This is a genomic window from Nonomuraea monospora, from assembly GCF_039531895.1.
Classification (GTDB): Bacteria; Actinomycetota; Actinomycetes; order Streptosporangiales; family Streptosporangiaceae; genus Nonomuraea; species Nonomuraea monospora.
Window position 1 is genome coordinate 62757 of sequence record NZ_BAAAQX010000003.1, and the last position, 23385, is coordinate 86141.

Sequence of the window (23385 nt, forward strand, 5' to 3'; positions counted from 1 at the left end):
TCCTCTCGCCCGTTACCGACGCCGATGACGGGCCGAAAGGTTCGGTGCGACCTACGGAACGCGGGGAATACGTTCCAGGACGCCGCCGGCGAAGACGTCGTAGAGACCCAGCGGCTCCAGGTGCACGTAGCCGATGTGGCAGTCGCAGGCCGCCGCAGGGCAGGGCCGGGGCCGCAGGGCGGGCAGGTAGGAGCCGTCGTACAGGTTGCCCAGCACCTCGGGGACGAAGTGGCAGCGGCGGACGGTGCCGTCGCCGTTCACCGAGATGACGCTGTCGCCGGTGCGGCACGGCAGGCCGGCGCTGGCGTGCGGGAGGCGGCTGTGGGCGAAGAGCGGGTCGATGGCCGTCCACTCGGCGGCCTCCGCGTCGGTGTAGAGGCGGCCCTCCTCGGCGTTGACCCACACGTACGTCTCCGGTGGCAGGTCGGCGCGCAGCCGCCGGGCGTGCGGCAGGTGCGCGGGGTCGCCGACGATGCCGACGCTGTGCCGGACGGGCAGCGAGCGCACCTTGGCCAGGAACCGTTCGTAGGGGACCTGCGTCGGGTGGTAGGTCACCCACAGCGCGGCCCGGTCCGTCGCCTGCGCGAGCCAGTCCGTACGGCAGCTCAGGTTCGTCTGTATGGCGACCTTCGCCACGTGCGGCAGCCCGGACAGCTCCACGAGGGCCCGCCGGTACCACGATCTGACCAGCCCTTCGCCCCACGGCGTGAACAGGATGGACACCTCGAAGTCCCGCCCGGCCACCCAGCCGGTGAAGCGTTCCAGCGCGGCCCGGTCGGCGCGGAGCTGTCCGGGCGTGTCGCGGCGCTTGGCGAACGGGCAGTAGGCGCAGTCGTAGTCGCAGCTCGCGAGGGGGCCGCGGTACAGGATGGTCAGCATGCCTGGTATCCGTCCATGAGCGCCCGCACCCGCGGCGAGAACAGGGCCGGGCCGATCGCGTCGGAGTGGGCCAGGCCCTCGGGGGTGAGGGTGACGGTGGTGTCGGTGACCGTGAGCCAGTCGCCGAAGGAGTCCAGGAGGGGGAAGTCGTTCAGCACGTCGGTGCCGAACTGGGCGGCGTACAGGGGGCGTGACAGACCTTCGGCCTGCAGCAGCGACTGGATGAGGTGGCGGCGCCCGCGCTCGGCGGGGGAGAGCGCGAAGCCGACGTTCGCGGTGGTGAAGTCGGTCTGGGCGACGTAGTCGTCGATGATCGAGCGGACGTGGCGGGCGCCGACGGCGTAGTCGAAGGAGTAGTGCAGGCCGCTGGTGTACGACCGGGCGCCGCAGCCCAGGCCCACCATGCCGTCGGTCTGGCAGCAGTAGCCGGTGGAGCCGGACGAACCGGGCAGGCGGAACATGCGCATCGACACCTGCTCGTACCCGGCGGCCAGCAGGTGGTCGCGCCCGGTCCTGTACAGCTCCAGCCGCTGGTCGTCCCACGCCCTGCCTTGCTTGCCGAGCCCGGTCAGCGGCCGGACGTACAGCGGGTAGAGGTAGAGCTCCTCCGGCCGCCAGCCGAGCGCCGTGTCCAGCGAGTACAGCCACGACCTGGGCGTCTGGCCGTCGATGCCGTAGATCAGGTCGATGTTCAGCACGGGCACGCCGGACGCCCTGATCGCGTCGAGCGCCGCGTCCACCTCGGCGCGCTTCTGCGGGCGTACGGCCGAGCGGGCCTCCTCGGGCACGAAGCTCTGCACGCCGATGGAGATCCGCGACGTGCCCCGCCCGGCCAGCACGGACAGGCGGTCGGGGGTGGCGGTGGCGGGCGAGGTCTCCACGGACAGCGGGACGCGCGCCAGGTCCACGCCCATCGTCCGCTCGGTCAGGTCGAACAGGCGGGTCAGCTCGTGGGCGCTGAGGTACGTGGGCGTCCCGCCGCCGAACGCGGCCGTGGCGAAGCCGGTCTCCTGCAACGCCTCGCGGGCCTGCTCGGCCTGGCGTTCGAGGGCGTCGAGGTAGGCCGTGACCAGTTCCTCGGGAGCGCCGGTGCGGGTGAACAGGTTGCAGAAGCCGCAGCGCATCTCGCAGAACGGGATGTGCACGTACAGGGCGCCGGGCCGTTCGCCCGCCCAGACCTCCTTCAGCCGCGGGCGGGGGTCGAGCGGCCGGTACGCCGTCTTGTGCGGGTAGGCGTAGACATAACTCTCATACGGCCGCATGACTCTCCAGGACGAAGTGGGTGTAGGGGACCGTCCAGACCACCTCGTGGCCGATCCGGTGGCCGGCGTGCCCGTCCTCGCCGTACGCCGTGCCGTGGTCGGAGCAGACGATGGCCAGGCAGGGACGGCGGCGGCGCATGAGCGCGTAGAGCCGGCCGATGTGGCCGTCCACGTAGCGCAGGGCGGCGGCGTGGCTGTCCAGCGAGTCGCCGGTGGATCCCGGCAGGTAGAAGTGGTTCGGCTGGTGCAGGGCCGAGACGTTGACGAAGAGCAGGACCGGCCCCGGCACGCGCGCCAGCACCTCGGCGGCCCGGTCGATCTGGCGCTCCAGCGAGGCGGGGTTCGTGACGCCGAACTCCGGCTCCCAGTGGCTCTCGGCGAACAGGCCGGGCAGCGCCGACCCGAGTGGGGTCAGCTTGTTGAAGAAGCCGACGCCGCCGATGCACACCGTGTGGTAGCCCGCCCGCGCGAGCCCCGCGGGCAGGTCGGGCGCGTCGAACACCCATGTGCCCGCCGCCGTGGTCTCGCTGCCGGGGAACGTCGCCGCGAACAGCCGGGGGTGCGGCCCCGGGGTGACGGGGGTGGGCAGGAAACCGGCGAAGAGGGCGGCGTGGGCGGCGTAGGTGAAGCTGCCGGGGCTGTGCCGCCGCTCCCAGCGGACGCCGGGTGGCAGGAGGTTGGGCAGCAGCCCGGCCTCGGCCTGCTCGGCCGCCACGTCGTAGCGCAGGGTGTCGAGCGTGACGAGAAGAATGTCGTGGCTGCCCACGATCGCGTTCATGTCCATGCGCCTGTCAGCACCGCCTCGACCTGTTCGGCGTACGTGTCACGCCCATGTCCCGAAAAATCCCCCAACCCCGGCAGCAGGTCCCCGAACGCGTTGACCTCCGCCACCGCCACCGACCGCCAGTCCGCGCCCACCATCACGTCCACCCCCGTGCTCAGACTCCGCGGAAAGCACCCGGCCGCTCGCGAGGCCGCCTCCAGCACCCGCTCCCACAACCCGGCCCGCCCCCGCACCGTCTCCAGATCGCCGCGCGCCCCGCCCAGGTGCAGGTTCGTCATCGGGCTGCGGCTGGTCCGCACGACGGCGTGCGTGGGCCTGCCCGCCACGGTCACCACCCGCAGGTCGAACGCCCGCCCGCCGGTGGCCGCCTTCGGGAACCACCGCTCGACGTGCAGCCCGTCGGGAGCCAGGTGGTCCACCAGCCGCCGCACCTCCGCCTCGTCCGTCACGGCCCTGACGCGCAGCGCGTTGCACCACGCCCCGCCGACCCAGGTGGCCGACGTGGCGGCGTGGACCCGTCCCGCATGGGCCTGAAAGGCGATCACACCGGACGCGGACGAACCGTGGGCGGGTTTGACGAACACGCGGGCCCACCGGCGGGCGGTCATTTCGTCCCGCAGCTCCTCGTACGAACCGGCCGCGAACCCCTCGGGCACCGGCACCCCGGCCTGGGACAGCACCGCGTGGCAGCGCCGCTTGTCGAACATCACCCCGATCTCGGCCACGTCGCCCAGCAGCCGCACCCCGGGGACGGCCGCGACCCGCGCCAGCCCGGCGGTGAACGCCCGGTACCAGGCGGCGCCCCCGCCGACCCGCGACGGCTCACCAGGCCCGCGCAGCAGCGCGTCGGCCTGCGCGTCCTCACCGGGCGAGTCGACGCGCAGCAGCACACCCTGGGGCGCGGCGAGTTCCCACGCGGCCGACGCGTCCGAGGGCGCGCTCAGCTCCCGTCCGGCCAGCACGTCGCGCCAGGCGATGACGTGCGGCTCGGCGAGGCCGCGGGCGAGCACGGCGTCGCGGAACAGCGTGACCCGCCGATCCCCGGGCGTCCCCACCACGGCGAAACGCACCGTCACTCGCTCACCGCCACGTACATCCAGCCGTCGTCCTCGGGCCGCCACTGCTCGTCCAGATCGACGGCCACCCCGGACAGCGCGTCCCGCACGCGCCGCATCATGTCGTCGCCCAGGAAGTGGTGGCGCAGGTCGAGCACCCGCAGGTGGGTCAGCGGCTGCCCGCTGAGCAGCGCCTCCGCCCCCCGGTCCGTGAGGGTCCCCATGCCGAGGCTGAGCTCCTCCAGCCGCCCGGCCACGGGAGCGACGGCCACGGCCGCGGCCACGTCGTCCATGCGCTCGCCGTCGCGCAGCCCGAGCCGCTTCAGCGCGGGCAGCCCGGCGCCCGACAGGATGCCGTCGAGGTCGGCGGCCGTCGAGTCGCCGCCGTACTGCTCGACGCCGAGCCACAGCTCCAGGTGCTCCAGCGCGGGGAACGCGCAGCCGCCGACCGCCCTGACGACGGAGCCGGGCAGCCCGCCCGACTCGAAGCGCAGCACCCTGAGGTGCTCGTGGGTGACCGGCTCCAACCGCAGCCCCTGCGAGCCGCGCACCTCCAGCCGCTCCAGCCTCGGGTACGCCTCCAGCAGCGGCGTGAGGTCGCCGTGCCTGATCCAGGAGATCTCCCAGTGCTCGGGCTCGATGAACCCGAGGAACACCGAGCGCAGCCGGGTCAGCCGCCGGGCGTGCCGCGCCAGCAGCCGGGGCGCGTTGGCGGCCCCGTGCCCGGTGACGGCGAGGGCGGTCACCTGGGCGGGGTTCACCCGGCGCAGCAGGTGGTCCAGCTCGCCGGCCAGGGCGGTGTCGTCCTTGTCGTCGTCGAAGCCGAAGCCGGTCTCGTCGGTCACCAGCCAGGCGACCTGGTCGGGCCGCGCGGGGACGCCGTCGTCGAGGCTCATGACCGGCAGGCCCGCGAAGCGCTCCCGGTGGTCGCCGGCCATGTCGGAGCGGTAGACAGCCCTCTCGTGGAGGAACGTGTCGCCGGGGTCGCGTGGATCGGCCGGGGTGTCCTCGTACTCCTCGAAGTCGTCCATGTCACTCCGAGACCGCGAGGTAGGGACCGTCGCTGTGGCGCGGCCGGGTCAGGTCGAGGGTGACGCCGGCCAGCGCCGCCCGCAGGCGGGCCTCCATGACCTCGCTCACGTAGTGGTGGTTCAGGTCGAACACGCGCAGGTGGGTCAGCGGCTGGCCGCTGAGCAGCGCCTCGGCGCCTTCGTCCATGAGCACGCCCAGCCCCAGGCTGAGCTCTTCCAGCCCGGCCACCACGGGCGCGAAGGCCACGGCGGCGGCCACCTCGTTCTGCTGCTCGCTGTTGCGCAGGCCGAGCCGCTTCAGCGCGGGCAGGCCCCTGCCGGACAGGATGCCGTCGAGGTCCCCGATCGTGTTGTCGCCGTAGTAGGCCTCGGTGCCGAGCCACAGCTCCAGGTGCTCCAGCGCGGGGAACGTGCTCGCGCTCACCGCCCGCACCACGACGCCGGGCAGGCCGCCGCTCTCGAAGCGCAGCACCTTGAGGTGGTCGTGGGTGACGGGCCGCATGGTCAGCCCGTCGGACCCGCGCACCTCCAGGCGCTCCAGCTTCGGGTACGCCTCCAGCAGCGGCGTGAGGTCGCCGTGCCGGATCCAGGAGATCTCCCACTGCTCGGGGGTGACGAGGCCGAGGAAGACCGAGCGCAGCGCGGGCAGCCGGTCGGCGTACTCGGCGAGCACCCGCGGCGCGTCGGCCGCGCCGTAGCCGGTGACGGCCAGCGCCTGGATGCGGGACGGGTCCAGGTGGTCCAGCAGCTCGTCGAGGTAGCCGGGCAGCAACGTCCCGCCTTCGTCGCGGGGCTTGGCCGCGTCTTGCACCAGCCAGGCGGCGTGGTCGGCCGGCGACTCGACGGACGGCTGGAACGGCATGACCGTCCGGCCGGCCCATTGATCGTCGTTGTAGAGGTCGGGCTCGGCCAGGAAGGTGAGCCCGGGGTCGGTGGCGGTCATTCGCTCACCGTGACGTAACGCCAGTCCTCCTCGCGGCTGCGCCGGTCGTCGAGCCGCACGTCCACGCCGGGCAGCGCGGCGCGCAGGCGTTCGGCCATCGCCTCGCTCAGGTAGTGGTGGTGCAGGTCGAGCCGGCGCAGGTGGGTCAGCGGCTGGCCGCTGAGCAGCGCCTCGGCGCCCTCGTCGCCGATCGAGCCCATCGACAGGCTGAGCGCCTCCAGCCGGGCGACGACGGGCGCGGCGGCCACGGCGGCGGCGAGCTCGTCGGCGAACGGGCAGTTCTGCAGCCCCAGGTAGCGCAGGGCGGGCAGCCGGTCGCCGCTCAGGATGTCGGCGCAGTCGTTCACGGCCGCGTCGCCGCCGTAGTCCTCGACGCCGAACCACAGCTCCAGGTGCTCCAGCGCGGGCAGGTCACTGCGGCCGACGCCGCGGACGACCTCGCCGGGCAGGCCGCCGGTCTCGCACCTGAGCACGCGCAGCGCGTCGTGCCGCACCGGCGGGAACGCCAGGCCCGACCCGCCGCGCACCTCCAGCCGCTCCAGCTTCGGGTAGGCGCGCAGCAGCGGCGTGACGTCGCACTGCTGGATCCAGGAGATCTCCGACTGCTCCCAGGTCATCGCGCCGAGGAACAGCGAGCGCAGCTCGGGCAGCCGGTCGGCGTGCTCGGCCAGGCGGGCGACGATGGGGGCGCTGTCGGTGTCGTAGCAGTCCTCCCATTCGCCGATGACGATGGCCTTGACCTTCTCCGTGTCGACATTGTCGAAGAACCAGTCGAAACTTTCGGAGATCTCCTCGAACTCGTCCCCCTCGTTGGCGCTCAGGCGCCAGGCGACCGCTCCGGCGTCGGGCGGGGGCTCCTCCTCGTCGAGAGGCGTGGACGCCACGGGCAGCCCGGCGTAGGTCTGAAGGTAGTCCTCGCTGTTCACAGGCTGTATGTCGAAGATCACGGGTGGTCCTAGGGGTCGGGGGGTGGAGGCTCCTGTCCTACCAGATCCACCCGACATTTCTGGATCTATGCCGCGAAAAGTCGGCGCCCCCAGTAGTCGCCCGCGTCCCGCACCCCCGGCGGGCAGGCGAACAGGCCGCTGGAGACGTGCCTGATGTACTCGTTCAGCACGTCGGCGCGCGCCAGGCTGAGCTGGATCGGCACGAACTGCCTGCGCGGATCGCGCTGGTAGGCGATGAAGAACAGCCCCGCGTCCAGGCGGCCGAGCCCGTCGGAGCCGTCCACGAAGTTGTAGCCGCGCCGCAGCAGCCGCGCCTGGCCGTGGAAGCTCGGATGCGCCAGCCGCACGTGCGCCACCTCGCCGATGCGCGGCTGCCCGTCCGGCCCACTGGCCGCGAAGTCCAGCTCGTCGAACTCGGCCGCGCGGCCCAGCGGCGCGCCCTCGCCCTTGTTCCTGCCGATGATCTGCTCCTGCTCGGCGAGCGACGTGCGGTCCCAGGTCTCGATCGTCATGCGGATCTTCCTGGTGACCAGGTACGCGCCGCCCGCCATCCAGGGGCTGCCGTCCTGCTCCGCCGCCCAGAGCTGCTCGCGCAGCAGCGCCGAGTCCTCCAGCTTGAGGTTGTTGGTGCCGTCCTTGAAGCCCATGAGGTTGCGCGGGGTGACCTGCTCGCGCGAGGTGGAGGAGGTGCGGCCGAAGCCGAGCTGCGACCACCGTACGGCGACCCGCCCGAAGCCGATCCTGGCCAGGTTGCGGACGGCGTGCACGGCCACCTGGGGATCGTGCGCGCACGACTGCACGCACAGGTCGCCGCCGGAGATGGCCGGGTCGAGCTGCTCGCCGGGGAACTTCGGCAGCGCGGCGAGCTGGGCGGGGAGCCTGCCGGTCAGCCCGAAGCGCTCGTCGAACAGCGACGCCCCGAACCCGATCGTCAGCGTCAGCCCGGAGGCGGGCAGGCCGAGCGCCTCGCCCGTGTCGTCGGGCGCCGCCTCGGGGGCGCCGCCCACCGCGCCGTACGAGCCGGCCTCCTTGCCCTGCGTCAGCCGCGCCGCCGCGGCCGTCCACTCCTGCAGCAGCTCGACCAGCTCGGCCCGGTCGTCCGTGGTGACGTCGAAGGCCGTGAAGTGCAGCCGGTCCTGGGCGGGCGTGACGATGCCGGCTTGGTGCTCGCCGTAGAAGGGGACCGGGTCGGAGGCGGAGGCGGCCCGCGCCCGCGGCGGTTCGTCCAGCATCGACCGCGCGACCACCGCGCCGGTGCCCAGCGCGGCGGCCCCTGCCGCGCCGAGACCGAGCAGCTTCCTCCTGCTGACCATGACAGATCCCCTTACTTCGCCACGATCGGGGCGATCTGGCTGATCGGCTCGCCCAGCGCGTTGATCGCGTCGGAGAGCTTCTTCAGCTCGGCCTCGGACAGCTCGTCGTGCAGCCGCCAGCCGTCGCCCTTCTGATGCGCGGCCAGCGCCTGCTCGGCCGCCGCGAACTTCTCGTCCAGCGTCTTGACCAGGTCGGGCGCGCGCTCCTCCAGCACCGGCCGCAGCGCCTGCACGGCGGCCTTGGAGCCTTCGAGGTTGGCGTCGAAGTCCCACAGGTCCGTGTGCGACCAGATGTCCTCCTCGCCGGTGATCTTCCCGGTGGCCACCTCGTCGAGCAGCTCCTTGGCGCCGTTGGCCAGGTTCAGCGGGGTCAGCTCGGTGGCGTTGGCCTTGGCCACGATGGTCCTGACGTCCGCGATCAGCTTGTCGGCCATGGGGCCGCTGTCGCTGACGTCCTGGTGGATCCACAGGTCCTTCTCGATGCGGTGGAAGCCGGTCCACTCCTCGCCCTCCGCCAGGTCGGCCTCGCGGCCGTCGATGGCCGGGTCGAGGTCGCCGAAGATCTCGGCGACCGGCTCGATGCGCTCCCAGTACGTCCGCGAGATCGGGTACAGCTCCTTGGCCTTGGCGAGGTCGCCCGCCTTGACCGCGTCCACGAACTCCTGCGTCTTGACCAGCAGCGTGTCGGTCTGCGACTTGACGTAGCGCTGGTAGCTCCGCGTGGCCTGGGCGAGCTTGGCGTCGGCGTTGAGCGGCTGGTGCTCGCCGGTGACCTTGAGCGCGTTGCGGATGCCCTTGCCTGCCATGCCGGGCTTACAGGCGGTCTCGTACGTGCCGGCGGGCAGCTCGGCGATGAGCTCCCTGGTCAGGCCCGGCACGATGTTCTCGACCTCGGCCATCACCCGGTCGCCTGGCGCGTACACGTAGAACTCGGTGACCTTGGTGCCGCCGTTGGTGATCGCGAACGTGGTGGTGCCCGCCGCCACCTCGGACGCGGCCACCCTGCACTCGGTGTCGCTCGCGGCCACGGCCACCTTGCCGGGTGCGGCGGTGGGCGCGGGGGCGTTCGAGCTGCAGGCGGCCAGCACCGCGAGGGCCGGCAGGAGGACGATGATGGGACGCATGGCGGCTCCCGTTCAGGCCGCGGCGGGCGCGGAGACCCGCTGGGGGCGCAGGAAGAGGACGAGCGCGGGGACGAGGTAGGCGGCCCACACCACGACCTCGGCCACGCTGGGCTGCGGGGTGAGGTTGAACATCCCGGACAGCACGGTGCCGTACCAGGAGTCGGCGGACAGGACGGCGCCGAGGTCGAAGGCGTGCGCGTTCAGGCCGGGCAGCACGCCGGCCTCCTGGAAGTCGTGCACGGCGTACTTGAGGATGCCCGCCGCCACCAGGATCAGCAGCACCCCCGTCCAGGTGAAGAACTTCGTCAGGTTGATCCGCACGGCGCTGCGGTACAGGCCCCAGCCGATGAGCACGGCGGTGAGCAGGCCGAGGCAGATGCCGATCAGCGGCTGCGCGGTGGCGGTGGCGCCCTGCACGGAGGCGAAGAACAGCAGCGCCGTCTCCAGCCCCTCGCGGGCGACGGCCAGGAACGCCATCACGGCCACCGCGACCGAGCCGACCTCCAGGGCGCCGGCGAGCCTGCCGCGCAGCTCCGTGGAGAGCGCGCGGGCCGCCCGCCGCATCCAGAAGATCATCCAGGTGACGAAGACGACCGCGAGCAGCGAGGTGATCGCCTCGAACAGCTCCTGCCGCGTGTAGTCCAGCCGGGCGGCGGTGAAGGTCAGCAGCGCCCCGAACGCCACCGACAGCGCGACGGCCGCGCCGATCCCGGCCCAGACGTGGGGGAGCCGGTCCGTACGCTCGCTCTTGACGAGGAAGGCGACGAGGACGGAGACGACGAGTGTCGCCTCCAGCCCTTCGCGTAGCCCGATGAGATAACTGGCGAACACCGGCTGTTCACCGCCCTAACCTAGGGGAGGCTCACCTAAATTAGGGCAGGCAAAGCAACCCCGGGCAAGCTCCCGGGACGGGACTGTCACTCCTTGAGATTGCCGGCCAGCAGGTCGAGCAGCGGCTCACGGCGTACGCACCGCTCCAGCAGGAACGAGTCGGCCAGCGCGAGCAGCTCGTCGTCGCCGAGGCCCCTGAACAACCCGGCGTACTCGGGCAGCATCGCCTGCGCCAGCAGGATGTGCCTGATCAGATCGTCGGCCTGGTAACGCGCGCCCCACGGGTACGGCTCCCAGCCGGGGAACTCCGTCTCGACCAGCGCGTGCAGCGGGGCCAGCACGTCCGCCGACTCCTCCATCGTCGAGCCCCAGCGGTCCACGCCGAGCCGCCGCTTCTTGGCGATGAAGCCGCCGAAGCGGTCCAGGTACGGGCCGGCCGCGTGCACCAGGCCCTGCAACCCCACGTCCTTGTACGTCCACAGCGACCAGCCCGCGTCCTGCTCGTCGTAGATCGCGAGCTGGTCGCTCAGGATCTGGAGGCGCTGCCGGTCCACGGCCGGGTCGCCGGTGTAGACGGGCCCGAACTCGCCCACCCACAGCGGCGTGCCCGTCTCGCGCTGGAAGCGGGAGCGCCTGGCGAACGTGCGCTCCAGCTCGGCCCGGTCGCACCACTCGCCGCGGGTGTAGCCCGGGTAGGGGCCGCCGTGGGCGAACCCGGCCAACGCGTAGTCGTGCATGACGAAGACGGTGTTCTCATACACCTCACGAAAAATCGAGAAATCGGTGGAGTAGGTGTTGCCGTCCAGGAACAGGACGTGCCGCGGGTCGGCGGCCCTGATCGCCTTCACCAGCCGGTCGTAGAACGGGCCGATCGCCTTGCCCGTCACGTCGCCGGGCTCGTTGACCGGGTTGTAGCCCGCCACCCAGGGATGGTCGCGGTAGTGGTCGGCGATCACCTCCCACAGGCGGACCGCCCGGTCCTGGAAGTGCCGGTGCTGCCAGAACGCCGCCACGTGCGTGGGGTTGTCGGAGTGCCAGTGCTGGTTCTGCGCGCCCGGCAGCGCGTGCAGGTCGATCACGCTGTAGACGCCGTGCTCGCCCAGCAGGTCGATCACCCGGTCCAGGTGGCGGAAACCGCGCTGGTCGATGTCCATGGGCCGGTCGTCGGACTCCCAGTGGCGGTAGTTCACCGGGACGCGCACGCAGTTCATGCCCAGCCCGGCCAGCAGGGCGGCGTCGCGCTCGGTGAAGAACGAGGTCAGCAGCCGGTCGAAGAACAGCTCGGCCCGGTCGTCGCCGAGCACGGAACGCACCGCGTACCGCATGGAGCTCTCGTTGGCCGGGTAGCCGGTGATGAAGTTCTCCATGTTCATCCAGCCCCCGAGACCCACCCCCCGAAGCCGTACCGGCGTGTCGTCGTCCGTCACGAGATGGGTTCCGGACACGTGCAGCATGGAGTCACCCCTTCGTCGCACCCGCGGTGAGCCCACCGACCAGGTGACGTTCCGCTATGGCGTAGAACCCGAGCGCCGGGACCATGGCCAGGATGAGGTAGGCCAGGATGCGGGCGGTGTCGGAGGCGTACTGGCCCTGGAACTGCTGGATGCCGAGCGGCAGTGTCCAGCTCGTCTCCTCGCTGAACACCACCAGGGGCAGCATGAAGTTGTTCCAGCTCCCCACGATGGCCAGCACCGAGACGGTGGCGATGGCGGGCCTGGCCATCGGCAGCAGGATCCGCCAGAAGAACCCGAACGGCGAGCACCCGTCGATCGTGGCCGCCTCCTCGATCTCGCCAGGGATGCTGCGGAAGAAGCCGCGCAGGATGATGATCGTCAGCGGCAGGCCGAAGGCGGCCTGCGTGAGGATCACGCCGAGCGGGTTGTCCAGCAGGCCCAGCGTGCGCAGCATCACGAAGATGGGCAGGATCGCCACCGCGAACGGGAACATCAGCCCCGCGGTGAACAGCGTGAAGTACAGCTCCCTGCCGCGGAAGGCGAACCGCGCGAACACGAACGCCGCCAGCGCCGACAGCGCGATCGTCACCACCGTCGTGACGACGGCGATGAACGTGCTGTTCCACATCTGCAGCCAGAACGAGCCGGAGCCCAGCACGTCGGTGTAGTTGGCGGTGATCCACTCGCTGGGCAGCCCGAACGGGTTCTCCGACAGCTCGCTGTTGTCCTTGAACCCGCCGAGCAGCGCGTAGAAGACCGGGACGACCATGAACACGCCCACGATGACCGCGATCACGTGCAGGGGCAGCGTGTTGCGCCGCCGCTTGAGCGGCTTCTTGTGGTTCATGGCCGGGCCCCCTGGGAGGTCATCGCGCCCTCCAGGTCGCGGCGCATCACGAACCGCTGGTATACGAGGGCGAACACGAGGCTGAGCGCGAACATCACGACGCTGATCGCGCTGGCGTAGCCGACCTGGGAACGCTTGAAGCCCCAGTCCATCATGGTGACGGCCATCGTCTCCGAGGAGTGCGAGGGCCCGCCGCCCGTCAGGATCCAGACCAGGTCGAAGAGCTGGATGGTGTAGATGACGGATAGGAAGATGCTGATCCGGATCGTCGGGCCGAGCAGCGGCAGCGTGACGTGCCTGAACGTCTTCCAGGCCGTGGCGCCGTCGATCTGGGCCGCCTCGATGAGCTCGTTCGGGATGTTCTGCCGTCCCGCCAGATAGATCATCATGTGGAAGCCGAAGTACTTCCACGTCATGACCAGGAAGAGCGACATCATCACGGTGTCGGGGTCCGCCAGCCACTCCGACTCCCAGCCGATCACCGACAGGACCTGGTTCGCCATGCCCGAGCCGGGCGAGAGGATCAGCGAGAACAGCACGCCCGTGATGACCTCGGACAGCACGTACGGCGCGAAGAACAGCACCCGGTAGAGCGCCCGCCCGCGCATGCGCTGGTTCAGCAGCATCGCGATGGCCAGCGAGAACGGCAGTTGCACGCAGATCGACAGCAGCACCAGCACCGCCAGGTGCCACATGTCCTGGGCGAAGATCTCGCTGCGGAACAGCCGGGTGAAGTTGTCCACCCCGATGAAGTCGGTGGGCAGGCCGCCGAACCCGTTCCACCGGAACACGCTCGCGTACAGGGCCACCAGCATCGGGGCCACGACCAGCATGACGAAGAGCACCAGCGCGGGCAGCAGGAACAGGGCGATCGTCACCCAGCGGCCACGGCGACCGGTGGCAGGCGCGGGGGCCGGAAGCTGAACCGCCTCCGGCCCTTTCGTGAGCGTCGTCATCCGGCTTCGCTCTTGGCCACTTCGCTGATGTCCGCGCCGACCTCTTCAGGCGTCTTCGTCCCGGCGATCAGCTCGGCCACGCTGTCGTTGACCTGCTGGCCGACGGCCGGCGGGTACGCCTGGTCCAGGTAGAGCTGGTAGCCGCTGGCGCCGGCCAGCAGCGTCGCCACCTGCTTGAGGTTCGGGTCCTTGACGGCGCTCTCCTCGCCCTTGAGCACCGGCAGCACGCCGCCGGACTCCACGGCCTTGGAGTGGTTGCCCATCTCCGTCATGAACTTGACGAAGTCGACGGCCTCCTTCGGCGCGTCCGAGCCGACGGTCAGCCCGCCGCCACCGCCGAACGCGTCACCGGCCGAGCCCTTGCCGCCCTCGACCGCGGGGAACGGGAAGAAGCCCAGGTCCTCGCCGAGGCCCTTGCCCGAGTCCGCCTGCACGCTCGGCGCCCACTGGCCCATCAGCTCCATGGCCGCCTTGCCGTTGCTGACCGTGGCGGACTGGCCGTCGGGCGTGGAGTAGGCCGCGCCCAGGAAGCCCTTCTGGAACGGCTGCAGGTCGGCCAGCACCTTCACCTGCTGGCCGGCGGCCACGAAGTCGGGCTTGGTGAAGTCGTGGTCGACCGCCGCCTGCTTGAGCGCGTCCAGACCGGCGATGCGCATCGCGAGGTAGGCCCAGTAGTAGTGGCCGGGCCACTTCTCCTTGCCTGCCAGCGCGATCGGGGTGACGCCCGCGGTCTTCAGCTTCTTGACGTCCTCCAGGAACGCCGACCAGGTGGCCGGCGGCTCCGTGATGCCCGCCTTCTCGAAAAGTTTCTTGTTGTACCAGAAACCCACCAACCCGATGTCGGTCGGCAGGCCGTACGTCTTGCCATCTAGCTGGTACGCGCTGAGCGCCGCCGGGGTGAAGTTCGGCAGCACATCGGCGACGTCGCCGGAGATGTCCTTGACCACGCCGGCGTCGATCTGCTGCTTGAGCACGCCGCCGCCCCACGAGGCGAAGACGTCGGGCGCGTTGCCCGACTGCGTGATCGTGGTCAGCTTGGCCTTGTACGCCTCGTTCTCCAGCACCGTGGCCTTGATCGTGACGTGCGGGTTCTTGGCCTCGAACTCCTTGGCGCGCTGCGCCCAGAGGGACTTGAGCGGCTCGGCGGTCGAGAGGTGCCACCACTCCAGCGTGACCTTCGCGGGCGCGCCACCCGTGCTCTGCTGAGGCGCCGCGTCCCCACCGCCACCACCACCGCAGCCGGCCAGGAGCACCGCGGCCGCGACTAACACCAGACTGCGTTTCATGGGGTTCCTTCCTCAGCTTGGCGAAAGTTTCGTGAACCCCCCGATAGTTTCTTTGGCGCGATCGTAGGTAAACGTCATGTAAAGCGTCAACACCTCGACCGGGAGCGATCCCAAACCGAAACTTTCGGATACACTCCCGATTTGTGTCAGCGAAGAGGCGGGTGACGATCGCACTGATCGCGGAGGAGGCCGGGGTCTCCATACCGACGGTCTCGAAGGTCATCAACGGGCGTCCGGAGGTCGCTCCGGCGACCCGCCACAGGGTCGAACGGCTACTGCAGGAGCACGGCTACCAGCGCCGCATCAGCCAGGACGACACCCCGGCCGGCCTGGTGGACCTGGTCTTCGCGGAGATCGAGTCACCCTGGGCCATGGAAATCGTCCGAGGGGCGGAAAGCGCCGCCCACGAAGCCGGCGCCAGCGTCGTCATCTCGGTCCTTCACACGCACGCGGGGCCGGGCCGTGACTGGCTCGAACGCCTCGCGGCCCGGCGCACGGACGGCGTGGTGATAGTCGCCTCGCGACTCTCCACCGGCATCCAGGCCCAGCTCAGCGCCCGCTCCCTGCCGTTCGCCGTGGTCGACCCCGAAGGCGAGCCCGCACCCGGCGTCATCTCGGTCGGCGCCACCAACTGGAACGGCGGCCTCGCCGCCACCCGGCACCTCCTCGAGCTCGGGCACCGGCGGATCGGCATGATCAGCGGCCCCGCCGACATGCTGTGCAGTCAGGCGCGCATAGACGGATACCGGGCGGCCCTCGAGACCGCCGGCCTTCCCGTCGTGCCTGACCTGATCAGGCGCGGGACCTTCCTGGTCGAATCCGGCCACGATCAGGGGCACGCGCTTCTCTCCCTGCCTGAGCCGCCTACGGCGATCTTCGCTGGGAGCGATCTGATGGCGTTCGGGGTCTTCGAGGCTGCGCGGCAGCGGGGGCTGCGGGTGCCTGAGGACTTGAGCGTGGTCGGGTTCGACGACCTGCCGCTGGCCAAGTCGGCCTGGCCGCCGCTGACCACCGTACGGCAGCCGTTGCAGGAGATGGCGGCGTTGGCTACGCGGACTGTGCTGGCGATGGGGCACGGGGAAGTGCCGGAGACCAAGCGGGTGGAGCTGGCTACGGAGCTCATTGTCCGGGACAGTACGGCTCGGTACGAGTAACCCCGGCTTCGCCCACCCGTTGCCCGGTTACCGGGTGGGCCGTTGGGAGCCCGCCCCGAAAGGGCTTCGCCTGGAGGCGCTTCGCGCCGTGGGGCTCAGGCGTTTTGATTTTGGCGCCTGGCGGCGCACCCCCCGGCGCCTTCGGCGCTTTCGCCCGCTCCGTTGCCCATTTGCCGGATGGGCCGTTGGCTACTTGTCTCGCGCGGATTTCCCTGCACCCAAGAGGATGGAATCAGATAATCTGATTCCATGAAGGTGTTGACTGCTACAGAAGCATCACGGAGCTTCGCTGCGGTCCTCGACGAGGCCGAGCGAGGCGAGACCATCGTGGTCACGCGCGGCGGGAAACAAATTGCGGTGATCACCCCCGCGCCCGCCGCACCAGGCCGAATGGTCAAGGCGTTCCTGGCCAGAAGCGCACGCGACCTGGACAGTGACTTCGAAGCCGATGTCGCTGCGGCCAGGGAAGTCGTCGACGACGAGATGAGGGGCACATGGCCCGACGCCTGATCCTTGACACCGGGGTACTCCTCGCCGCGGAGCGGGCGAAGGCCGCTGCGGGTGATGTCATTGGAGACGCGGATGATGTCGCCATCGCTGCCATTACGGTGGCGGAGCTGCTCGTTGGCGTGGAGTTGGCGGATGGCGCGCGTCGCACGGGTCGGCAGATGTTCGTCGATGAGGTTCTCGCGTTGATCCCAGTCGAGGAGTACACAACGGATGTGGCGAGGGTCCATGCGCGGCTCCTCGCGCATACCCGCCTGGAAGGCAAGAAGAGGGGCGCGTACGACTTGTTGATCGCTGCGACTGCGGCCGCCACGGCAAGAACCGTCATAACGATGGACTCGTCCGCCTCTTTCGGTGACTTGCCTGGCGTGAAGGCCGAGGTTATCCCTCGCTGACCAGCACGTTCGAGATCACCTCCTGGACCGGTGCGTTCCCCGTCGTCGGCCAGCACTCGGTGCGGGCGCGCCCAAGCCCCCCGCACGATCTGCACCACCCTTAGATCCTGTGTGCGCCGTGGCGGCTCACTACCATTCCGCCATGCTCTCCGATCTTGTCTTCTCCGCCATCATGGAACTGCTCATAGCCGCTTTCGTGGGCCTCCCTCTGAGCTTCGCGGCGGCGGCCATCCCTGTCGCGCGGCTCTCCGCCCCGACTAACCGTCACGAGTTCATGAGCCGGGGCGTCGTCGTCCTGGGGCTGTTCGCCTCGTTCGCGGGTGTCTGGCTGATGGGGCTAGGCGCGTGGCTGGCGAGTGAGGATTCGCGTTACGGCACCCTCGAATCCCTCGGAGCGCTCCTGATCACCCTCATCGGCGCGGGCGTGCTCGCCGCCGGTCTCGGCCCGCTGCCCTCGTGGCTGCTGGAAACGCTCGGCCCGGTCGCCGAACGCCTGCCGTCCCCCATCCGCCTGGCAGTCCGTGACCTGACCCAGCGTCGCGCCCGCGCGGTAGTCGCGATCACCCTGGCGATGCTGGCGACGGGCGCCGGCCTCGCGCTGACGATCATCGCGGTCGGCCAGACGGCGCAGAGCAGGGCCGCGTACCTTCCCCAGGGAAGGCCGGGCAGCTTATTGGTCCAGTCGAACCATGCGTTCATGGGGCTTTTCTCGGCCACGGACGCGGCCACCATTCGAGCGGCGATGGAACGGGAACTGCCGGGCGTCCCGATCGCCCAAACCGAGTCCGTTCAAGACAGCTCCTGGTTCTTCGACGCCGAAGCGGAGAACGTCGAGACGCCGGAGGGGGACGTCTACTGGCATCGGGTCATCGGTGACGAGAAGCTGCTGCGGTATCTCACAGGCGACCAATCCACGCCGTACGACGAGAACACGGTCGTAGTGGTCACGTCGGCCGGGGTGAAGGTCGACTCGGTGAACCTTTTCTACGAGCTGCACAAGGACGACGAGACCATACAGACCAAGACCGTCCGGGCGGTCGCCGCCAGAACCTCCGACCCGCACATGGAGACGATCTTCGTACCCTCGAAAGTCGTCCGGGACCTCGGCTACCGGCTCCAGACCAGCGAGCTGATCGTCGACCCCACCCTCCACCGCGTCACACCCGAGGAGCAGCGGCGTCTCGACGACCGGCTGGACGCCGCGATCGCGCAGACCTACGTCGAGCGGGGCTTCCAGGCTTCGACCGGGTGGCTGCCCTTCGCCGCGGCTGCGTTCCTCGCCGCCCTCGGGTGCGCGCTGTCGTCCGGCTTCGGGGTGGCCGCGAACGGGCGCCAGGCCCGCGTCATGCAACGGGCGGGCCATGGGTCGGTCGCGGCCTTCCGGTGGTTCTGCGCCTCACGCGCGGGGCTGAGCGCCCTGTGCGGGACGGTGCTCGGCGCGGTCGCCGGATGTCCGGCCGGGATGTTGCTGCTGTGGCCGCTGACGATGCCTACCACGTGGGAGGCGCCGGTACGGGTGCCGTTCGAGACCCCGTGGACGGCGATCGTGGCGATCGTCGCCGGACTTCCCGTCCTCGCAGCCGCCCTCGGTGCGATCCTCGCCCGCGAGCACCCCCACGGCCCCACACGCGCGGCGTCGCGTCCTGACTCCGGCCCCGCGCCAAGCTCAGCCCTTGGGTGAGGCCGTCCGAAACCCTACCGGCCGATCTTGTCCAGCTCGGCCAGCTCCTCATCGGACAGCGACAGCCCGGCCCCGGCGGCGTTCTCGCGCAGATGCGCCACCGACGACGTCCCAGGAATGAGCAGGATGTTCGGCGACCGGCGCAGCAACCAAGCCAGAGCCACAGACATCGGCGTCGCACCCAACCGCCCGGCGACCGCGGACAGCGCCGACGACTGCAGCGGACTGAAGCCCCCGAGCGGGAAGAACGGCACGTAAGCGACGCCCTGCTCGGCAAGCTCGTCGATCAACTCGTCGTCCTGCCGGAAGGCGAGGTTGTACATGTTCTGCACGCACACGATCGGCGCGATGGCCCGCGCCTCCGCGACCTGCTCCGCCGTCGCGTTGCTCACCCCGAGATGCCGGACGAGCCCCTGCCGCTGAAGCTCGGCGAGCGCCTCGAACGGTTCGGCGAGCGAGCCGGGCTGGGGCCCCTGGGCGTCACCGAGCCGGAGGTTGACCACGTCGAGCACCTCAAGCCCCAGGGACTCGAGGTTCTCGTGCACGGCCCGGCGGATGTCCTCGGGCTCGCGGGCGGGTGGCCAGCCGCCCTGGTCGTCGCGGGTCGCGCCGACCTTGGTCACGATGCGCAGCGACTCGGGGTACGGGTGCAGCGCCTCGCGGATCAACCGGTTGGTGACGCGCGGGCCGTAGGCGTCGCTGGTGTCGATGTGGGTGATGCCGAGGTCTGCGACCTCGCGCAGGACGGCGATCGCGCTGTCGCGGTCGGCCGGGGGACCCATCACCCCGGGGCCGGCGAGCTGCATGGCGCCGTAGCCGAACCGGGTGACGGTCAGGTCGCCGAGGGCCCAGGTGCCGCCGGGAAGAGACGTGCTCATGTTCTGCCTTCTCATGTCGGACTCAAGGGTGGTGCCTGATGGCTCCTTGCTCCAGTATGGATAGGTAACTTCCTCCCAGGAAGTACGCACTTCAGAGTGCGTAAGACACCGGCGGGTCAGAGGAGCGGTCGATGGCGACGACGACGGCGGCGCAGAAGAGGGCGCAGGAGAAGGTGGCGTATGACGCTTTCGTGGCGGCATGCCCGAGCCGCAAGCTGCTCGACCGGATCTCCAACAAGTGGGTCACGCTGATCCTGGCCGCGCTCGGCTCGCAGGAGGTGCGTGAAGGCTGCGCGGGCGGGCCACGGTCGATGCGGTATTCGGAGCTGTCCCGGCTGCTGGCGGGCGTCAGTCAGAAGATGCTCACGCAGACGTTGCGCTCCTTGGAGCGTGACGGTCTTGTCACGCGCACCGTTACGCCGACCGTGCCTGTCACGGTCACGTACGAGCTGACCGAGCTCGGCCTGTCCCTGCACGACATGATGCGCGGGCTCAAGGCCTGGGCGGAGACGCACATGGATGACGTGCTCGCCAACCGCGAGACGTACGACGGGCGCGTCGCCTGAGCCGAGGGCGGAGCTGTTGTCCCACAGCAGGCGCTGGACTGGACACCGTGCCGATCGCGTACTCAACGCCGCCGAGCAGGGCCGCCACCTCCACCGGCTGCCGGTCCGTCGCACGGCGAGGCGTTCGATCAAGTGCTGCTGGCTGGAGGCCGTCAGGTCACCCGATGTGCGGTTCCCGCCGAGCGGAGTCGAGGGCGTGGGTGAGGCGCAGGCGCTGGGTGGGGTGCATGGCCAGTGTGCCGAACTCGTCAGGCGAGACCCACCGCACCTCGCGCGCCTCTTCGGTGGCGTGCGGTGCGCCGCCGGTGGGCCGGGCGCGGAAGCAGATGTTGAACTGCTGGCGCACCTCCCCGTCGCTGTAGGCGATCACGTGGCGCGGATCGCTGTAGATGCCGATCAACCCGGTGATCTTCACGCGGACGCCAGTCTCTTCGAGCACCTCGCGCGCCACCGCCGCGGCGATCGTCTCGCCGACGTCCATCACACCGCCGGGCAGGGCCCACAGACCGCTGTCGGCCCTGCGATGCAGCAGCACGCGACCGGCGTCGTCGATCACCACCGCGGAGCCACCAGGGACGATCGAGTTCGGGGCCGGCGCGTTCGGGTCATCGTAGAAGTCCTGGCGGGCCATGGGGCCGGGCCTACCCGCTCGTACCGTTCTCCAGTCGCGCGGCTGTCCGCCAGATCTGTTCGAACTGGTCGGCGTACCGGTTGAAGATGCCGTGCCCGGAGATCCGCCGGAGGTGCAGCGCGGGATGCTCGTAGCCGCGCGCCCGGTACAAGTAGGGCGTGACGATCATCTGCTGGTCGAACCGGTAGATCGCGCAGTACAGGTGCACCTGGTGCAACCCGATCTGGACGCCGGGGATGTCGCGCAGCTCGCGCAGATGGTTGAGCGCGTTGTGGATCCGGCCGGGCAGCGTGCCGCCGAGCTGCTCCAGGTCGTCACGCTCGCGTACGTGCGCGCAGCCGGGATCGGCCAGCGCGACGCGGACCCGGGCCCCGGCCGCGCACTTGTCGGCGATGACTCGCGGTAGGTGGACGTGCTGCTCCCACATGAAGAGAAAGCTGTAGCCGACGATGTCGATGGTGCTCGTGGCCCCCATCAGGAGGGCCTCCCACAGCTCGGCGGGCACGTCAACGCGATGACTGTAGGCGCTGACCACCTCACCGGTCGCCGGTCCGCCGGGTGCCTGGTCGGGGCGGGCCGCCGGCCACAACGCGGTCTCGCTCTCGCCGAGACGACGGGCCACGGCCAGCCTGTTGCTCCGGTGCGGCAGCCTGCCGTTGACCCACCGGCTCACCGTCTTCGCATCGACGCCCGTGGTCTCGGCGAGCTGAGCGCTGGTCACGCCGGCACGGAGCATCGCTGTGTGCAGGCGCTCGTTCCTGTAGGGCACGGGACGTTTATGGGGTGCGCGGACGTCCCCCAAACGTCCCAGCGGATGTTCAAGCGTCCCTCCGGGCACGGCAGCCTTTGAGCATGCGAGTCGAACCGGCATTCCCGGTCCCCACTGAACCGCGAGCGGGTACGCCGTCGCGTGACTGCCCGTCCCGGTGCGTCGAGCGGCATGACGGCGGCGAGCGGCGGCATCGCGCGCAGGTACGCGACGTACCCGTGACGGTGGACGCCACCGGCGGGGCGAATTCCGGTGCTGTTCCTCGGCCTGCGGCAGGCGCCCGGCGACGACCGGCCGCTGATTCACCTGAGCCGATGAGCAGTCCAGTGTGAGGGCGTGGCCTGAGGGAGGCCGATCGAGACTACCCGGCGTTACACAGTCCGCCGGGTACCGGCCCCATCCCGTGGAGGAGTAGGGATGGGGCCGCCAAAATCGCGGAGGCAGGGTTTGCACCCCGGCCGCCTGCTCAGTGGAAGTAGGACTTGCGTGAGTCCACGCCCGTCCGGCTGGCGATGCAGCGGTAGAACCGCACCCCGTCCTCGAACTGGGACTGCGACGGCGGCATCACGTCCGCCTCCCACCCCGCGGTGAGGGTGCGGGCCGTGCCGGTCCTGCTGGCCAGCAGGACCGTGCGGCTGCAGACCTTCTTCACGGTCGGGTGCCTGGCGAGGTCCTGCTGGACGTACGTCTCCGCGTCCTTCGGGATGGGCGCCACCGCGAACGTCTCCCACGAGTGGGACTCCTCGCAGCCCAGCCGCCTGGCCTTGGTGTCGCCGACGATGATGACCAGGCCGCCCCAGCACTCCGCCTCCCGCACGCACGCCGCGCCCGCGCCTCTGATCTTCGCGGCGGGGCAGTTGTCGGTGTAGGTGTCCAGGCCGGTGAAGACGCTGGGCTTCTTCTTCGGGGGCGTGGTGGTGGCGGTGGTCAGGGCGGCGGGGTCCTGCTCGCCCTCGGGAGGCTGCTGGATGACCTGGGTGTAGACGAACACGCCCGCGCCGGCCACGATCACCAGCGACAGGGCGGCGATGATCGCCACCAGGACCTTGTTGATGCCGTGGGGTGCGGCCGGGGGCCGGGTGGGCTGTTCTTGCGGGGGGTTGGTGGGCTGCTGGGGCGGGCCTGCGGGGGGCGGGCCCGCGAGGGGTGGGGTGAAGGGTGCCGAGTGGCGTCCGGAAGAGGCGGGCGGGATGGGGGCGTGGGGTCCGGAAGAGGCGGGTGGAATGGGGGCGTGGGGTCCGGAAGAGGCGGGTCCCGGGTAGGCGGAGGGGCGGCGGTCTGAGGGGGTGGGCGGGGGGAGCGGGACGGCGGCCAGTTCGTCGCGGAGGAGCGCCGCGTTCGGGGTGCGGAGCCGGGGGTCGGTGGCCAGGGCGCGGCGCAGGACGGCTGTCAGCTCCGGCGGGACGCCCGGGATGTCCGGGACGGGGAGGCGGTGGAGGGCGAGGATCATCGCCAGGTTGGGGACGCCGCTCTCCGGGAAGCGGGGCGGGCGGCCCGACAGCAGCGCGTAGACGGTGGCGGCGAGCGCGTACACGTCCCCGGCGGGCGACGGCTCGGCCAGCTCGAACGCCTCCGGCGGGGCGTAGGACGGGGTGAGCGACTCGCGGGTGACCGAGGCGTCGGGGCCGGAGGCGGGCATGGTGGCCAGGCCGAAGTCCGAGAGGGCCACCTGGCCGTACCGGTTGAGCAGGATGTTGGCCGGTTTCACGTCCCGGTGCAGCACGCCCTGCGCGTGGGCGGCGGCGAGCGCGTCGGCGATGCGCGCGCCGACGTCCCTGGCGTCGGCGGGGGAAAGCCGGCGCCCCGCCAGCGAGCCGCCCGGGCACAGCTCCAGCACCATGTACGGGCGCCCGTCCGGCAGCACGCCCGCGTCGTAGACGGGCACCACGTGCGGGTGGCCGGACAGCGCGCCGGCCGCCGTGACCTCGCGGAGGAAGCGGCGCTGGTCGCGTTCGGACAGCAGCACCCGGTTGTCGACCTTGAGCGCCACCTCACGGCCGACGGCCGACTGCAGGGCGAGGTAGACCACGCCGAAGCCGCCCTGGCCCAGCACGCCCTTGATCTCGTAACCCGGGACCGATAATTCCGACAC

At 70.7% G+C, this 23385-nt stretch carries 23 protein-coding genes; 5 read left to right on the forward strand and 18 right to left on the reverse strand.

What is annotated here, in order from left to right; translation table 11 throughout:
- Window positions 1-51: 51 nt before the first annotated feature.
- The 14 genes from ABD331_RS06815 to ABD331_RS06880 form a co-directional block, all read right to left on the reverse strand.
- Window positions 52-879 carry an STM4011 family radical SAM protein gene (locus tag ABD331_RS06815; protein ID WP_344471656.1) on the reverse strand — a complete coding sequence of 276 codons (828 nt, stop codon included), beginning with the start codon at window positions 877-879 and terminating at the stop codon, window positions 52-54.
- The gene (locus tag ABD331_RS06820; RefSeq protein WP_344471658.1) at window positions 873-2141 is read right to left on the reverse strand and encodes an STM4012 family radical SAM protein; all 1269 of its coding nucleotides are present in this window, start codon (window positions 2139-2141) and stop codon (window positions 873-875) included. The genes ABD331_RS06815 and ABD331_RS06820 overlap by 7 nt, the downstream gene beginning before the upstream one ends.
- Window positions 2128-2919: an STM4013/SEN3800 family hydrolase gene (locus ABD331_RS06825; RefSeq protein WP_344471660.1), complete on the reverse strand. Its 792-nt coding sequence runs from the start codon at window positions 2917-2919 to the stop codon at window positions 2128-2130. Before ABD331_RS06825 ends, ABD331_RS06820 begins: the two co-directional genes overlap by 14 nt.
- Window positions 2916-4001, reverse strand: a complete 1086-nt coding sequence (locus tag ABD331_RS06830; protein ID WP_344471662.1) for an STM4014 family protein — start codon at window positions 3999-4001, stop codon at window positions 2916-2918. Before ABD331_RS06830 ends, ABD331_RS06825 begins: the two co-directional genes overlap by 4 nt.
- A complete protein-coding gene (locus tag ABD331_RS06835; protein ID WP_344471664.1) occupies window positions 3998-5011 on the reverse strand; it encodes an STM4015 family protein in 1014 nt (337 codons plus the stop codon). Before ABD331_RS06835 ends, ABD331_RS06830 begins: the two co-directional genes overlap by 4 nt.
- Window position 5012: 1 nt before the next feature.
- The gene (locus tag ABD331_RS06840) at window positions 5013-5954 is read right to left on the reverse strand and encodes an STM4015 family protein (protein ID WP_344471666.1); all 942 of its coding nucleotides are present in this window, start codon (window positions 5952-5954) and stop codon (window positions 5013-5015) included.
- The gene (locus ABD331_RS06845; RefSeq protein ID WP_344471669.1) at window positions 5951-6901 is read right to left on the reverse strand and encodes an STM4015 family protein; all 951 of its coding nucleotides are present in this window, start codon (window positions 6899-6901) and stop codon (window positions 5951-5953) included. Before ABD331_RS06845 ends, ABD331_RS06840 begins: the two co-directional genes overlap by 4 nt.
- Before the next feature lie 65 nt (window positions 6902-6966).
- Window positions 6967-8214: an iron uptake transporter deferrochelatase/peroxidase subunit gene (gene efeB, locus ABD331_RS06850; protein WP_344471671.1), complete on the reverse strand. Its 1248-nt coding sequence runs from the start codon at window positions 8212-8214 to the stop codon at window positions 6967-6969.
- 11 nt (window positions 8215-8225) lie between these two features.
- The gene (efeO, locus tag ABD331_RS06855; protein ID WP_344471673.1) at window positions 8226-9338 is read right to left on the reverse strand and encodes an iron uptake system protein EfeO; all 1113 of its coding nucleotides are present in this window, start codon (window positions 9336-9338) and stop codon (window positions 8226-8228) included.
- 12 nt (window positions 9339-9350) lie between these two features.
- Window positions 9351-10169 (reverse strand): iron uptake transporter permease EfeU, encoded by an 819-nt coding sequence (efeU, locus tag ABD331_RS06860; protein ID WP_344471675.1) that lies wholly within the window; start codon window positions 10167-10169, stop codon window positions 9351-9353.
- 86 nt (window positions 10170-10255) lie between these two features.
- Window positions 10256-11623 carry a glycoside hydrolase family 5 protein gene (locus ABD331_RS06865; RefSeq protein WP_344471677.1) on the reverse strand — a complete coding sequence of 456 codons (1368 nt, stop codon included), beginning with the start codon at window positions 11621-11623 and terminating at the stop codon, window positions 10256-10258.
- Window positions 11624-11627: 4 nt separating this feature from the next.
- A complete protein-coding gene (locus ABD331_RS06870; RefSeq protein ID WP_344471679.1) occupies window positions 11628-12470 on the reverse strand; it encodes a carbohydrate ABC transporter permease in 843 nt (280 codons plus the stop codon).
- On the reverse strand, window positions 12467-13426 hold the full coding sequence (locus ABD331_RS06875) for a carbohydrate ABC transporter permease (RefSeq protein ID WP_344471682.1): 960 nt from the start codon (window positions 13424-13426) through the stop codon (window positions 12467-12469). The genes ABD331_RS06870 and ABD331_RS06875 overlap by 4 nt, the downstream gene beginning before the upstream one ends.
- The gene (locus tag ABD331_RS06880) at window positions 13423-14712 is read right to left on the reverse strand and encodes an extracellular solute-binding protein (RefSeq protein WP_344471685.1); all 1290 of its coding nucleotides are present in this window, start codon (window positions 14710-14712) and stop codon (window positions 13423-13425) included. Before ABD331_RS06880 ends, ABD331_RS06875 begins: the two co-directional genes overlap by 4 nt.
- A 143-nt stretch (window positions 14713-14855) precedes the next feature.
- On the opposite strand from ABD331_RS06880, the gene ABD331_RS06885 reads away from it, so the two are divergent.
- The 4 genes from ABD331_RS06885 (at window position 14856) to ABD331_RS06900 (ending at window position 18449) form a co-directional block, all read left to right on the forward strand.
- Window positions 14856-15866: a LacI family DNA-binding transcriptional regulator gene (locus tag ABD331_RS06885; protein ID WP_148441129.1), complete on the forward strand. Its 1011-nt coding sequence runs from the start codon at window positions 14856-14858 to the stop codon at window positions 15864-15866.
- Window positions 15867-16115: 249 nt separating this feature from the next.
- A complete protein-coding gene (locus tag ABD331_RS06890; protein ID WP_344471690.1) occupies window positions 16116-16376 on the forward strand; it encodes a type II toxin-antitoxin system Phd/YefM family antitoxin in 261 nt (86 codons plus the stop codon).
- Window positions 16361-16768 carry a PIN domain-containing protein gene (locus tag ABD331_RS06895; RefSeq protein ID WP_344471693.1) on the forward strand — a complete coding sequence of 136 codons (408 nt, stop codon included), beginning with the start codon at window positions 16361-16363 and terminating at the stop codon, window positions 16766-16768. Before ABD331_RS06890 ends, ABD331_RS06895 begins: the two co-directional genes overlap by 16 nt.
- Window positions 16769-16910: 142 nt before the next feature.
- A complete protein-coding gene (locus ABD331_RS06900) occupies window positions 16911-18449 on the forward strand; it encodes a hypothetical protein (RefSeq protein ID WP_344471696.1) in 1539 nt (512 codons plus the stop codon).
- A gap of 14 nt (window positions 18450-18463) precedes the next feature.
- Here the strand turns inward: ABD331_RS06900 and ABD331_RS06905 are convergent, their stop codons facing one another.
- On the reverse strand, window positions 18464-19327 hold the full coding sequence (locus tag ABD331_RS06905) for an aldo/keto reductase family oxidoreductase (RefSeq protein ID WP_344471699.1): 864 nt from the start codon (window positions 19325-19327) through the stop codon (window positions 18464-18466).
- A 131-nt stretch (window positions 19328-19458) separates the two neighbouring features.
- Between ABD331_RS06905 and ABD331_RS06910 the strand changes: the two genes are divergently transcribed.
- On the forward strand, window positions 19459-19893 hold the full coding sequence (locus ABD331_RS06910) for a winged helix-turn-helix transcriptional regulator (RefSeq protein ID WP_344471702.1): 435 nt from the start codon (window positions 19459-19461) through the stop codon (window positions 19891-19893).
- 157 nt (window positions 19894-20050) lie between these two features.
- Here the strand turns inward: ABD331_RS06910 and ABD331_RS06915 are convergent, their stop codons facing one another.
- The 3 genes from ABD331_RS06915 to ABD331_RS06925 form a co-directional block, all read right to left on the reverse strand.
- Window positions 20051-20524, reverse strand: a complete 474-nt coding sequence (locus tag ABD331_RS06915) for an NUDIX domain-containing protein (RefSeq protein WP_344471705.1) — start codon at window positions 20522-20524, stop codon at window positions 20051-20053.
- A gap of 10 nt (window positions 20525-20534) precedes the next feature.
- On the reverse strand, window positions 20535-21293 hold the full coding sequence (locus tag ABD331_RS06920) for a DUF5919 domain-containing protein (protein WP_344471708.1): 759 nt from the start codon (window positions 21291-21293) through the stop codon (window positions 20535-20537).
- 466 nt (window positions 21294-21759) lie between these two features.
- Window positions 21760-23385 (reverse strand): serine/threonine-protein kinase, encoded by a 1626-nt coding sequence (locus ABD331_RS06925; RefSeq protein WP_344471711.1) that lies wholly within the window; start codon window positions 23383-23385, stop codon window positions 21760-21762.

Bases quoted from the DNA above. Each gene is read 5' to 3' on its own strand.
- ABD331_RS06870 (WP_344471679.1), bottom strand. From the start codon at position 12,470: ATGAACCACAAGAAGCCGCTCAAGCGGCGGCGCAACACGCTGCCCCTG.
- ABD331_RS06910 (WP_344471702.1), top strand. From the start codon at position 19,459: ATGGCGACGACGACGGCGGCGCAGAAGAGGGCGCAGGAGAAGGTGGCG.
- ABD331_RS06835 (WP_344471664.1), bottom strand. From the start codon at position 5,011: ATGGACGACTTCGAGGAGTACGAGGACACCCCGGCCGATCCACGCGAC.
- ABD331_RS06875 (WP_344471682.1), bottom strand. From the start codon at position 13,426: ATGACGACGCTCACGAAAGGGCCGGAGGCGGTTCAGCTTCCGGCCCCC.
- ABD331_RS06820 (WP_344471658.1), bottom strand. From the start codon at position 2,141: ATGCGGCCGTATGAGAGTTATGTCTACGCCTACCCGCACAAGACGGCG.
- efeO (WP_344471673.1), bottom strand. From the start codon at position 9,338: ATGCGTCCCATCATCGTCCTCCTGCCGGCCCTCGCGGTGCTGGCCGCC.
- ABD331_RS06840 (WP_344471666.1), bottom strand. From the start codon at position 5,954: ATGACCGCCACCGACCCCGGGCTCACCTTCCTGGCCGAGCCCGACCTC.
- ABD331_RS06890 (WP_344471690.1), top strand. From the start codon at position 16,116: ATGAAGGTGTTGACTGCTACAGAAGCATCACGGAGCTTCGCTGCGGTC.
- ABD331_RS06905 (WP_344471699.1), bottom strand. From the start codon at position 19,327: ATGAGCACGTCTCTTCCCGGCGGCACCTGGGCCCTCGGCGACCTGACC.
- ABD331_RS06915 (WP_344471705.1), bottom strand. From the start codon at position 20,524: ATGGCCCGCCAGGACTTCTACGATGACCCGAACGCGCCGGCCCCGAAC.
- ABD331_RS06880 (WP_344471685.1), bottom strand. From the start codon at position 14,712: ATGAAACGCAGTCTGGTGTTAGTCGCGGCCGCGGTGCTCCTGGCCGGC.
- ABD331_RS06865 (WP_344471677.1), bottom strand. From the start codon at position 11,623: ATGCTGCACGTGTCCGGAACCCATCTCGTGACGGACGACGACACGCCG.
- ABD331_RS06825 (WP_344471660.1), bottom strand. From the start codon at position 2,919: ATGAACGCGATCGTGGGCAGCCACGACATTCTTCTCGTCACGCTCGAC.
- efeB (WP_344471671.1), bottom strand. From the start codon at position 8,214: ATGGTCAGCAGGAGGAAGCTGCTCGGTCTCGGCGCGGCAGGGGCCGCC.
- ABD331_RS06895 (WP_344471693.1), top strand. From the start codon at position 16,361: ATGGCCCGACGCCTGATCCTTGACACCGGGGTACTCCTCGCCGCGGAG.
- ABD331_RS06900 (WP_344471696.1), top strand. From the start codon at position 16,911: ATGCTCTCCGATCTTGTCTTCTCCGCCATCATGGAACTGCTCATAGCC.
- ABD331_RS06815 (WP_344471656.1), bottom strand. From the start codon at position 879: ATGCTGACCATCCTGTACCGCGGCCCCCTCGCGAGCTGCGACTACGAC.